The 12,519-nt window shown below is 63.3% G+C and carries 10 protein-coding genes; 4 read left to right on the top strand and 6 right to left on the bottom strand.

The window, feature by feature from the left end:
- Window positions 1-129 precede the first annotated feature (129 nt).
- Together WDS16_RS10870 and WDS16_RS10875 are read right to left on the bottom strand one after the other, a co-directional pair.
- A complete protein-coding gene (locus WDS16_RS10870) occupies window positions 130-2,808 on the bottom strand; it encodes a GNAT family N-acetyltransferase (protein WP_338892677.1) in 2,679 nt (892 codons plus the stop codon).
- On the bottom strand, window positions 2,801-4,072 hold the full coding sequence (locus WDS16_RS10875) for an acetoin utilization protein AcuC (protein ID WP_338892678.1): 1,272 nt from the start codon (window positions 4,070-4,072) through the stop codon (window positions 2,801-2,803). Before WDS16_RS10875 ends, WDS16_RS10870 begins: the two co-directional genes overlap by 8 nt.
- A gap of 159 nt (window positions 4,073-4,231) precedes the next feature.
- On the opposite strand from WDS16_RS10875, the gene WDS16_RS10880 reads away from it, so the two are divergent.
- Window positions 4,232-4,918 (top strand): metal-dependent transcriptional regulator, encoded by a 687-nt coding sequence (locus WDS16_RS10880; protein ID WP_338892679.1) that lies wholly within the window; start codon window positions 4,232-4,234, stop codon window positions 4,916-4,918.
- 106 nt (window positions 4,919-5,024) lie between these two features.
- A complete protein-coding gene (gene galE / locus WDS16_RS10885) occupies window positions 5,025-6,014 on the top strand; it encodes a UDP-glucose 4-epimerase GalE (protein WP_338892680.1) in 990 nt (329 codons plus the stop codon).
- On the opposite strand, the gene WDS16_RS10890 is transcribed toward galE, so the two are convergent.
- The 4 genes from WDS16_RS10890 to WDS16_RS10905 form a co-directional block, all read right to left on the bottom strand.
- Window positions 6,015-7,139, bottom strand: a complete 1,125-nt coding sequence (locus WDS16_RS10890; RefSeq protein ID WP_338892681.1) for a DUF4192 domain-containing protein — start codon at window positions 7,137-7,139, stop codon at window positions 6,015-6,017.
- Between the two features lie 138 nt (window positions 7,140-7,277).
- Entirely contained in the window at window positions 7,278-7,922 is a 645-nt protein-coding gene (locus tag WDS16_RS10895; protein WP_338893338.1) for a DUF5642 family protein, read from the bottom strand.
- Between the two features lie 160 nt (window positions 7,923-8,082).
- Window positions 8,083-8,709: an MBL fold metallo-hydrolase gene (locus WDS16_RS10900; protein WP_338892682.1), complete on the bottom strand. Its 627-nt coding sequence runs from the start codon at window positions 8,707-8,709 to the stop codon at window positions 8,083-8,085.
- The gene (locus WDS16_RS10905) at window positions 8,706-9,791 is read right to left on the bottom strand and encodes an S-(hydroxymethyl)mycothiol dehydrogenase (protein WP_338892683.1); all 1,086 of its coding nucleotides are present in this window, start codon (window positions 9,789-9,791) and stop codon (window positions 8,706-8,708) included. Before WDS16_RS10905 ends, WDS16_RS10900 begins: the two co-directional genes overlap by 4 nt.
- A 156-nt stretch (window positions 9,792-9,947) precedes the next feature.
- Here WDS16_RS10905 and sthA point away from each other — a divergent pair, with 156 nt between their 5' ends.
- A complete protein-coding gene (gene sthA, locus WDS16_RS10910; protein WP_338892684.1) occupies window positions 9,948-11,363 on the top strand; it encodes a Si-specific NAD(P)(+) transhydrogenase in 1,416 nt (471 codons plus the stop codon).
- 200 nt (window positions 11,364-11,563) lie between these two features.
- Window positions 11,564-12,517 carry a PAC2 family protein gene (locus WDS16_RS10915; protein WP_338892685.1) on the top strand — a complete coding sequence of 318 codons (954 nt, stop codon included), beginning with the start codon at window positions 11,564-11,566 and terminating at the stop codon, window positions 12,515-12,517.
- Window positions 12,518-12,519: the final 2 nt, after the last annotated feature.

Below are 12,519 nucleotides of genomic sequence, written 5' to 3' on the forward strand. Positions count from 1 at the left end.
CAGACTTGCCGGACCCTTGGTTGCGTGCTCTCGATCGACTCAGCCACGACCTCCATGTGCGCCAGTACGGCGGCTACATCGAACACATCGAATGGGTGGCCGAGTACGACCCCGACGGCGGAGCAGGGCTCAGCGCAGTCTGCGCGGCCCGAGATCGTTGCGGCTCGGTTGCGGCCCGATGCGTAGACGCGCGTCGGTTATCTGTGCTCCGTTCGCCGACGCAAGTACTGGCTCGCATGCGAGTTCTCGGATCTCCGGTATGTCGTCGGCCATCGCTGATACTCGCTGTACGAGATCGACGAGCGCACTCTTGTTGACGGGCACAGCATTTCGATAGCCGGACAGCAGCGGCGCTGCCTTCGGCGCATCGATCAGCTGCACGGCTTCATCCTCGGTCAACGGCAGAACTCGAAATGCCCGGTCGCCCAGAAGATCGGATATGACTCCCGCCAGCCCGAACGAGATGAGTGAACCGAAGCTCGGATCGTCCTGAACTCGGACGACACAGCCGATACCCTTGACCGCCATCTTCTGCACATGCAGCAGTGGTTCGCCGGAATCTGCTGCGAGGGTTCGGTATGCGAATCGCACTGCGTCGGCGCCCGCAAGGTCGAGTCGCACCCCGCCGAGATCCGGTCGATGCCTCCACTGCTCACCCGTCGCTTTCAGTGCGACGGGGTACCCCAGTTCGTCTGCGGCGGCCACCGCCTCATTTTCGTCGGTGACGGATCTGAACTCGACGACCTCGATCCCGTAGCAGGACAGCAACTCCGAGGTTTCGAAATCCGACAACCATCGATCGGTGTCGCCCACCGACCACCCTCGGACGAGCGCGGCGGCTCGTTCGGAGTCGGTACCGTTCGGCCGAATCGGTTGCGACGCCGGCCGACTTCGCCACGCGCTGTACCGCCACGCCTTCGCGAGCGCCGCAACTGCTCGTTCCGGGCTGGAGTACGAGGGAACCGAACCTCTGACCGGCTGCCCTTGTTCGCCCCGCACAGCCAATACGTCGGGAATTCCCTCGGTCGCGAGAAATGTTGTCAGAACGGGTTTGTCGGCGCCGAGGACCGCGTTGCCGAGAGCCTCGGCGAACGGCTCTACAGTGACGGCGACGGGTGGTACGAACACGACTATCACCGAGTCGACGTCACCAGCCGCCAACGCCCCGGAGACAGCCGCCGCGAACTCCTGCGGACCGGCTTGCGGACCGACGTCGATCGGTGCTCCCGCATGGAGACCTTCGGCGCGCGCGGCGTCGACGGCAAGGACCCCCAGCGCAGTCGAGTTACCGACGACGGCTACACGAGGCCCGCTCGGCAACGGCTGATAGCCGAACAGAATCGCACAGTCGAAGAGCTGCGCGATGGTGTCGACCTGAATGACACCGGCCTGCTCGAACAGCGCCTTGACGATCGAATCGTCGATGTCCGGCCCGGTGGCAAGAGCGGGCGGAACTGCCCCACGTCCGCTCTTGACTGCCACGATGGGCTTGGAACGGGCAACCCGTCGCGCGATGCGCGTGAATTTTCGTGGGTTACCGAAGCTCTCGAGGTACAGCAGGACTACCTCTGTCGCGGGATCGGAATCCCAGTACTGCAGCAGGTCGTTTCCGGATACGTCCGCTCGGTTTCCGGCCGAGACGAACGTCGAGAATCCGAGACTCCTTTTCGATGCCTGATCGAGAATGGCAATGCCCAGAGCTCCGGACTGACAGAAGAACCCGACACGACCCGGCATCGGCAGATGCGGAGCCAACGTCGCGTTCAACGCGAACTCCGGGTCGGTATTGGCTACTCCGAGCGCGTTGGGGCCGACCAACCTCATTCCGTGCGCGCGAGCGGCAAGCGCGAGTCTCCGCTCGTTCTCCTGACCTTCGGGGCCGGACTCACCGAACCCTCCCGACACCACGACGAGAGCTTTGACGCCCTTGTCGAGACAATCGTCGAGCACGTCGTCGATCGCGTCCGCAGGTACTGCAGCGATTGCCAAATCGACTGGGTCGGGAATCTCGCGCACGGTGCGGTACGCGCGCACCCCCCTGACCGATCGGTGATCGGCATTGACTGGATACACCGGCCCGGTGAAGCCGCCTGCAAGTAGATTCGCGAGTACTGCGTTGCCGACCTTCGAACTATCGGTCGACGCACCGATCACCGCAACCGAGGACGGGCTGAGCACATTGCGCACGCTGCGGGCCTCAGCGGCACGTTCGCGCGAATTGCGAACCGACAAGAGAGCTTCGCTGGGGTCGATCGCGAATTCCAGTCGCAGCACGCCCCCCTCGAAGCTTCTCGATACCTGGTAGCCGGCTTCGCGGAAGACCGTGACCATGTTGCGGTTCTCGGCGAGCACCTCTGCGACGAACATGGACACGCCGTTCTCGGCGGCAGCACCGGCGAGATGCTCCAGCAGGATCGGCCCGAGGCCACGGCCCTGATGTGTGTCGGCGACGACGAACGCAACTTCCGCGGAGTTGCCGTCGCCCTCGGGAAGCCGTTCGTATCGTCCGACCGCGATGATGTCGTCCCCGAGCATGGCTACGAACGCCACTCGTGCGTGGTGGTCGACCGTCGTGAAGTTCAAGACGTCGCGCTGCGGCATGGTCGGGTACGGTCCGAAATACCGTAAATATCGGGTTCGTTCGGACAGTCGGCCGTGAAACGCGACGAGCGCATCGGCGTCCGAAGGCACGATAGGCCGGAGATGGACCACTCCCCCATCGGACGCCAGCACATCGGCCACCCAGTGCTTGGGGAAGGACGTCTCGGCCGTCAACCGTTCTCTTTCCTTGGCAGTGGGTTCAGTCACGAGGATCCTCCGGATCGAGTCCGAGTAGTGGGAAGCTGGCCCGCCTGGTTGCGATGATCGCCGAATCCACTCGTTCGAGCGCCCGATCTGCCGCTTCGGTCGAACCCTCGACGGCACCTCCCGGTCCATCCCAGGCGGGATAGTCGATGTCGCCGCCGTCTCCCATGACCTGGGGAAGGTCGACGCTCGGAGCCATGGCCCGCACCCGATCGCGCCACATTTCGGGTACCTGCGTCTGTGGATCGATGTGACGACCGAGTGCAGCGGCGATCAGATGCGTCCACGCGCGGGGAACGACGCGCACAAGGCCGTAACCACCTCCTCCGACTGCGAGCCAGCGTCCCTCGGCGTGATCGTCAGCCAAGGTGCGCATTGCCAGGAATGCGGCATTCTGACCGTCGACAGTCAGAGCGAGATCGGCAAGCGGGTCTTCGCGATGACTGTCCACACCGCACTGACTGACGATGATCTGCGGCCGAAACGCAGCGATAGCACCTGGGACAATCGCATGAAATGCCCTGAGCCACAGGCGATCACCCGTACCGGGAAGCAACGGGATGTTGATCGACGTTCCTTCCGCCGCACCCGATCCCACTTCGCTCGACCATCCTGTGTTCGGCCACAACGTAGCCGGATGCTGGTGCAGTGACACCGTCAACACCCTCGGGTCGTGCAAGAAGGCCTGCTGGACTCCGTCGCCGTGATGGGCGTCGACGTCGATGTACGCGATCCGGTCGAAGCCGTTGTCCAGCAACCACGATATGGCCACCGCCGCATCGTTGTACACACAGAACCCCGACGCCCAGTCCGGCATTGCGTGGTGCATTCCACCGCCGATGCTGACTGCGCGACGCGCGCGCCCCGAGGCGATCTCGCGCGCGGCCGTCAACGATCCACCGGTCAGCATCGCCGACGCTTCGTGCATCTTGTCGAACACCGGATTGTCGTCGGAGCCGAGCCCGTGCTCGACCTGGTCCGGATGCAATATGGACATGCCTTTGCCCGGCGCGCGTTTGACGGCCTCGATGTAGGCGGGAGTGTGAATCCTGAGCAATTCCTCATCGGGAGCCGCCGATGGCTCGACGAGCTCGATCCCGTCGAGGACTCCGATCTGGCGGGCTAGCGACATCGTCAGATCGAGACGGGTGGGGTTCATCGGATGGTCGTCGCTCCACCGGTACGACAGGTAATCGGCGCTCCAGACGACGATGTCGTGCGCTGTTCCCGGTATTCCCGGCGGCGGCTGCGTTGCCTGGTCTGCCATGGAACGCAACGCTACTTGTCGCATCGGGACTGTGCGAGCATCCTGCGGTGTTGCACTCGGTTACCGGCGAGTACGGACGGACGGCACGCCACCGGACCGACCTGCGGCGCCAATATGCGCCGATCAACGGTAGAATCGGACGCGACGAAGGGGTTGAGTGTGAAGGATCTGGTCGACACCACGGAGATGTACCTCCGGACGATCTACGATTTGGAAGAAGAGGGCGTTGTGCCCCTGCGGGCACGAATCGCAGAACGCCTCGAGCAGAGCGGTCCCACTGTCAGTCAAACTGTCGCACGGATGGAACGTGACGGTTTGCTGTCGGTTGCAGGTGACCGCCATCTGGAGTTGACGGAGAAGGGACGCAGCCTTGCCGTCGCGGTGATGCGTAAGCACCGTCTAGCCGAGCGGTTACTCGTCGATGTCATCGGTCTGCGCTGGGAAGACGTACACGCCGAAGCGTGCCGGTGGGAGCACGTCATGAGCGAAGAGGTGGAGCGTCGCCTGGTCGCCGTGCTGAACAATCCCACCACCTCGCCATACGGCAATCCCATTCCGGGATTGGAAGAGCTCGGGCTCGGACAGCCGGCAGTGGCACCGGAGGACCTCGTACGGCTTACCGACCTGCCGCACGGCGCTACGACGGCAGTGGTCGTGCGCCGGTTGGCCGAACATGTGCAATCGGACCCAGAGGTCATCTCGCAGCTCCGTGACGCTGGGGTCGTCCCCGACGCCCGGGTCACTGTCGAGGCGAAGCCAGGCACCGTCACCATCACGGTGCCCGGTCATGGCGGAATCGACATTTCGGAAGAGATGGCTCACGCCGTTCAGGTGAAAAGGGTCTGACAACGCTTCACGTCGCGGCGCGGGGGCTTGACCGAACGTCACGGCTCCCGGCCCGACTGCGGCGCTGCCCAGCGCAGACCGCCCGATGTGGATCAGGAGATCACGAGTGAAGTTGTTGGTAACCGGCGGCGCCGGATACGTGGGAAGCGTGTGCGCTGCAGTTCTGCTCGATCGCGGCCATGAGGTGGTCGTAGTGGACAACCTGTCGACCGGCAACCGCGATGCGGTGCCCGCGCAAGCCACGTTCATCGAAGCCGACATCAAGGACGTCGCGGCGTCGGTGCTCGACGACGGCGAGTTCGACGGAGTCCTCCACTTCGCCGCCCAGTCACTCGTCGGCGAGTCAGTGGTAGCTCCGGCACAATATTGGTCCGGCAACGTAGTCACCGCAATCGCGTTGCTCGACGCTATCCGCGCGTCCAACACACCTCGCTTGGTGTTTTCGTCCACCGCAGCAACCTACGGCGAGCCCGACCGCACGCCGATCACCGAATCGATGCCTACGGCGCCCACCAATCCGTACGGTGCAACGAAACTGGCGATCGACCACGCGATCACCTCGTACGCCAATGCGTACGGCCTTGCCGCCACCAGCCTTCGTTACTTCAACGTCGCGGGCGCTTACGGTGATTTCGGCGAAAATCGGGTCGTCGAAACACATTTGATCCCACTGGTGTTGCAGACCGCACTGGGCCAGCGTGCGAAGATTTCCGTGTTCGGCACCGACTGGCCGACCCCGGACGGCACCGCAGTGCGCGACTATATCCACGTCCTGGACCTCGCGGAGGCTCACATCCTCGCCCTCGAGTCTGCGCAGCCCAGCACGCACCGCATCTTCAATCTCGGTAGCGGAACCGGCTTTTCGGTCCGCGAAGTGATCGACGCCTGCGCACGAGTGACCGGGTTGCCGATCGCAGTCGAAGACGCGCCGCGACGCGCGGGTGATCCAGCTGTTCTCATTGCGTCGAGCGAACGTGCGATAGCCGAGCTCGGTTGGTCCCCCGTAAAGACCGATCTGGACGTCATCGTCGGTGACGCGTGGACGTATCTGCAGAAACTCGGCGACCGATCGCATGCGGCAGCATCGACTGTGTAGTCATTCGAGTGGGGGCGGTAGCCGAACGCCGCACAGCTCGGCTACCGCATAGCCGCTGAGCGCAACTTCCCGGATCATCGTCGGCCGCGCACCAGCCAACAATGACCGATCCAGCAATTGTGCAAGCGAATAGTCGGGGTCTGCATCGAGCGCGATGTCGAGGGCAGCCGTCGCCAGGGCACCTTCGCCGCGCGCATAGGCGCTGAATCCCAACAGCGTCGCCGGACATGCGCGTTCGGGCGCAGGCAGATTCCGCATCAGATAGCTCCACAGCTGTTCGGCGAAATCGGCGAAACCAGTGAGTGTGATAGCGAGCAAGCTGTCGCGCACCATGACATTCCGCAGCGCGAGGCCGAACTCGGCGATCGTCTCGGCGGGCAGCGCCACCACGGCAGGGCGGTCCGGTGACGAGGCGCCCCACATCGCAATTCGAGACAGGATTGCGTCGAGCCGCATTCGGTCGGAACCACGATCGCGTGAGCGTCCCGAGCGGAGTAGTCCCTCGACGGTACGGCTGACAGCGGAATCGACCGGTCCGATCGCTTCTGCAAGCCTGTCCCGGGACTCGTGGACGCCCCTGCCCTCGAGCATGTAAGCAAGGGTGACCGGTGAGGTAGTCGGATCCGGGATCGTGCCGCTCTCCGCCGGTCCGAATGCAGTCCACCATCGGCTGCCGCAGGCGATCTCGGTAGTCAGGTAGACCTGAGTCAGCTCGGTCCCTCGGTCGCGAAGGTCTCGTGCGAGTCGCCGCGCGATGGCTCGACAGTGCTGATCGGTGCGCGCGCTCTTGTCACTCGCCCGCGCGCGGTCGTCCACGATCAACGCCAATGCACCCCGTACGTCGTCACGTGCGCAGATTTCGGCGAAATGCGCGGTGACATCAGCCATGTCGGCGCTCACTCGCCCCCAGAGCTGATGCTCGTCGCGCATCGGCTCCGGCAACTTCAGATCGTGGCGCATCACCATGCCGATCGTGGGTCCGCCGCCCATGGTGTTGTCCAGACAGATGACAACGAGCGATCGGTGCGGTGTGAAGCCCAGGAACGCCGGGATCGCGGCGAGGAGGTCCCCGGGTCCCGATACCCCTTCGGGCATCGGGGAGTGCGTGTCGGAGTGTGTCGTCATGACGCACACAGTGCGCCGCGTCATTGACGACACGAGATGATCGACCTGGGGCGGAAGAAAGCATGTGGACAACGCCCGACCCTGTGGAGAACGGCCGTCGGTAGCGTCCCCGGCCGTTCGATCGGTCGGAGGTCTGTGCTATCCCGCTTTGACCTTCTGCACCGCAGCGGTGAAGACCTCGTCCAAGGTGGCGGGGTCGGTGGATTCGCTGTCGAAGGACATGTAAGTCGCGGCGATTCGCACGTCTCCGACCTGCGCCATCAGCGTCAACATCGACTGAGTGACCGAATCCGTTCCGGTTCCCGAAGCCACGGTCTGACGAACCGCGAGCGTCTCGTCAGCATCGATCGGAGGGGCGGGGGTGACTGTGGATCGAATTGTGGAGGTGGCACCCGATTTGGTCGCCTGCACTTCGGTACAGCCGCTGAGCTGCTCCTCACGCACCGACAGCGGTTCGTCCACCGAGGTGAGCTCGACCGAGATCGTGGCTCTGTTGGCGTTGTCCGTGCCTACGATCATCGACGCCGAGCCGGGTTGGACGTCCTTGGGCTTGCATCCGGCAGGCGACACTTCGGCGCCGGCCGGAATGCCGGTCAGGTCCGGCGAAGCTTGCGCAATTGCCTGCGGTGGCAAAACGATAGCGTCGTACTGCGGTGGGAACACCGACGCATCGACAAGCAGAGCGTCCAGATCATCCCCGCCGCTCGGCGTCGCGGAGACCTCCCCTTGACCGACGGGCTCGGGCGTACCTGCCACATCGGAACCGCACCCGGCAAGAGTCAACGCAGCGCCCAGTCCGATCACGAGAAGAGTCGGGCGAGACCAGAGAACAGAGCGGCGCAACACGGAAGATCCTCCAAACGAAACACACGACGGATTGCAGATGTCCGGTTCCACCCTCTCACCGAAGGGTGGAACCGAACGTTAGGCACGCTGGCCCGCATCAATTTCCGCGAGCGATCCATTCTTCGAGATGCGGCGATTCGTCGCAGATGCTGGTCCCGTCGCCGTGCCCGGTATTGACCTTCGTCTCGGCAGGCAACGCGAACAGACGTTCCCGGATCGAGCCGATGATGGTCGGAAAGTCGGAGTACGAACGCCCCGTCGCGCCAGGGCCGCCGGAGAACAACGTGTCCCCGGAGAAGAGCTGGCCGGCTTCGGGCAGGTACAGGCAGGTCGACCCTGGAGAGTGGCCCGGAGTGTGCAGCGCAAGGATCTCCGTCCCTGCCACCGAGATTCGCTGTCCGTCTTCGAGAACGGCGTGGGTGATACCCGGATGCGTCTGTTCCCACAGCACGTCGTCGGCCGGGTGCAGCAGGATCGGCGCATCGAGTTCCGCAGACAATTCGGGCGCTACCGTGACGTGATCGTTGTGTCCGTGTGTGCAGACGATGGCCTTGACCGTTCTACCGCCTACTGCGTCGATGATCGGACGGGCGTTGTGCGCGGCATCGACGATGACGACCTCGCTGTCGTCCCCGATCAGCCAGATGTTGTTGTCGACCTCCCATTCGCCCCCGTCGAGCGCGAACGTGCCCGATGTGACGACCTTTTCCACTCGAATACTCATAGTTCGACCACCGAACGCAGAACTGTTCCCTTGTGCATCGCCGAGAACGCCGCCTCGACGTCCTCGATCCCGATGCGCTCGGTCACGAACTTCTCCAGCGGCAACCGACCCTGCTCGTACAGGTCGACCAACATCGGGAAGTCCCGCTCCGGCAGGCAATCGCCGTACCACGACGACTTGAGCGATCCACCGCGCGAGAAGAAATCGATCAGCGGCATCTCCAACTGCATGTCCGGCGTCGGAACGCCCACCAACACCACTGTCCCAGCCAGATCTCGCGCATAGAACGCTTGCTTCCAGGTCTCCGGCCGCCCCACCGCGTCGATTACGACGTCGGCTCCGAAGCCATCGGTCAATTCCTGGACGGCTTCGACTGCATCGACCTTCGAGGCGTCGACGGTGTGTGTCGCACCGATGTCCTTCGCCCATTCGAGCTTGCCCGGATCACGGTCGACCGCGATGATCGTCGTCGCACCGGCCAGACGGGCACCCGCGATGGCCGCATCGCCGACGCCGCCACATCCGATGACGGCCACCGAATCGCCGCGGGAGACGTTGCCGGTGTTCATGGCGGCACCAAGGCCGGCCATCACCCCGCACCCGAGCAAGCCGACGACCGCGGGATCGGACTCCGGGTTCACCTTGGTGCACTGCCCTTCGTGCACCAAGGTCTTGTCCGCGAACGCACCGATTCCCAGCGCAGGGCTCAGTTCCGTGCCGTCTTCGAGAGTCATCTTCTTCGATGCATTGTGGGTATCGAAGCAGTACCAGGGCTTGCCCTTCTTGCACGCTCGACATTCGCCACACATCGCACGCCAGTTCAACACCACGAAGTCGCCAATCGCGACGTGTGTCACCGCGTCACCGACGGTCTCGACGACACCGGCAGCCTCGTGTCCGAGCAGGAACGGGAACTCGTCGTTGATTCCGCCTTCGCGATAGTGCAAGTCGGTATGGCACACCCCGCACGCGGAGATCTTCACCACCACGTCGAACGGCCCCGGATCAGGAATCACGATCGACTCGATCGAGACCGGTTCACCCTTGGCCTTGGCAACGACCCCACGCACTGTTTGCGGCATTGATTCCTCCACGCTCGACTTACGATGTCTTCCTTCACCACACTTCCACAACACATGCATCGGTAGCGACAACCGCATGCCTCGAACGGGCCGGTGTTCACGTGCTTGTGACTCGCTCGGCATACGGACTTTGCGTGGGCGGAGTAACTATGAGCCATGTCTGTTGCGATGGAATATGACCTTGTCGTAATCGGGTCCGGCCCTGGCGGCCAGAAGGCTGCCATTGCCGCAGCGAAACTCGGGAAACGCGTTGCAATCGTGGAGAAAGGCAAGATGCTCGGTGGTGTGTGCGTCAACACCGGCACGATCCCATCCAAAACACTGCGCGAGGCAGTTCTCTACCTGACCGGAATGAACCAGCGCGAGCTGTACGGAGCGAGCTACCGGGTGAAAGCCAACATCACCCCGGCGGACCTGCTGGCCCGCACCTCACACGTGATCGGCAAAGAGATCGAGGTCGTTCGGTCACAGCTGTTGCGTAACCGCATCGAGCTCATCACCGGCACCGGAAAGTTCCTCGACTTGCACACCGTCGTCATCGACGACGAGCAGCGCGGGGAGCAGATCACGGTCCACGCCAAGAACGTCGTCATCGCCACCGGCACGGCTCCGGCGCGGCCTGCCGACATCGAATTCGACGACTATCGAGTCCTCGACTCCGACGGCATCCTCAATCTCGAGTTCATCCCTACCTCGATGGTCGTCGTAGGTGCGGGTGTGATCGGGATCGAATATGCCTCGATGTTCGCCGCACTCGGCACGAAGGTGACCGTCGTCGAGAAGCGTGACACGATGCTCGACTTCTGCGACCGCGAAATCGTCGAGTCACTGCAGTTTCATCTTCGCGATCTTGCTGTCACGTTCCGGTTCGGCGAGGCGGTCACCGCGGTCGACATCGGGCCCTCGGGAACGGTCACCACACTCGCCAGCGGCAAACGGATCCCTGCCGAGGCCGTGATGTATTCGGCGGGACGGCAGGGTCTGACCGATGCACTCGATCTCGAAAACGCTGGCCTCGAGGCCGACGCTCGTGGCCGAATCTTCGTCGACGAGAACTTCCAGACGAAGGTCGATCACATCTACGCTGTCGGCGATGTCATCGGCTTCCCCGCGCTCGCAGCCACGTCGATGGATCAAGGTCGCCTGGCCGCGTACCACGCATTCGGCGAGCCGAGCAAAGGTCTGACGGATCTGCAACCGATCGGCATCTATTCGATTCCGGAAGTGTCTTACGTCGGTGCGACCGAAGTCGAACTCACCAAGCAGGCGGTTCCCTACGAGGTCGGTGTCTCGCGCTATCGGGAGCTCGCTCGCGGTCAGATCGCCGGGGACTCCTACGGGATGCTCAAGTTGCTCGTGTCTACCGACGACAGGACCGTTCTCGGCGTACACATCTTCGGTTCCGGCGCGACGGATCTCATTCATATCGGGCAGGCAGTCATGGGGTGCGGCGGCACCATCGACTATCTCGTCGACGCCGTCTTCAACTATCCGACGCTGTCCGAGGCATACAAGGTGGCGGCCCTCGACGTCACCAACAAGATTCGGGCCTTGAACAGCTTCGGCGGGTAATGCCCGGCTGCGGGAATGAAGGCTACGGGAATGAAGCGTGGACCCCTGACGTTCTTTGGGGTGTAGACGCGTGTGCAGCACGCGTCCCGTGACAGAGTTCCCGTCTACGCGCGGGTATTCTGTCCAGACGTCGGTTTCGGCCTGGTCGTCGGATGCGGCCGTGTCGTCTGCCGACGACGATTCACAGAAAGGGGTTCGGCATGGATGAGAAGTCGAGCATGTACGAGCTGGAGTTTCCGGCGCCTCAGATTTCCTCCAGTGACGGGCTCGGTCCAGTTCTCGTGCACGGGCTGGAGGGGTTCTCCGACGCCGGCCATGCGGTCAAGCTGGCAACCAAGCATTTGCGCGAGAGTCTCGAAACCGAACTGGTCGCGTCCTTCGACGTCGATGAGCTCATCGACTACCGGTCTCGCCGACCGACCATGTCGTTCAAATCCGACCACTTTTCCGACTACGACGCTCCCGAGCTGAATCTGTACGCCGTCAAGGACAACGCGGGAACACCGTTCCTCTTGCTCTCCGGTATGGAGCCCGATCTGCGGTGGGAGAAATTCACCACGGCGGTACGTCTGCTCGCCGAGCAACTCGGAGTCCGCCGAACCATCGGACTCGGCTCGATTCCGATGGCCATCCCCCACACCCGTCCACTGGGTGTGACAGCTCACTCCTCGAACAAGGAGTTGGTGCCGTCGGAGCAGAGCTGGTCGGGCGAACTACAGGTGCCCGGAAGCGCGTCCTCGCTCCTCGAGTTGCGCATGGCTCAGCACGGCCACGAATCCATGGGTTTCTCGGTGCACGTTCCGCACTATCTCGCGCAGACGGACTACCCGGGCGCAGCCGAAACCCTTCTGGAGAACGTGAGCACCGCCGGTGGTCTGGATCTGCCGCTCGTTGCTCTCGGTCAGGCCGCTGCGCGAGTCAAGGAGCAGGTGGACGAGCACATAACGGGCAACGAAGAGGTTCAGTCGGTCGTGCACGCGCTGGAACGCCAGTACGACACCTACGTAGCAGCCCAGGAGCAACAGTCGACGCTGCTGGCGAAGGACGAGACACTTCCGAGCGGCGACGAGCTTGGCGCCGAGTTCGAGAAATTCCTTGCCGAACAGGGCGGGTTCGATACCGATCCGAACGCCGATCCCCAGTCCGAGAACTGACC

The organism is Rhodococcus sovatensis (assembly GCF_037327425.1).
Classification (GTDB): Bacteria; Actinomycetota; Actinomycetes; order Mycobacteriales; family Mycobacteriaceae; genus Rhodococcoides; species Rhodococcoides sovatense.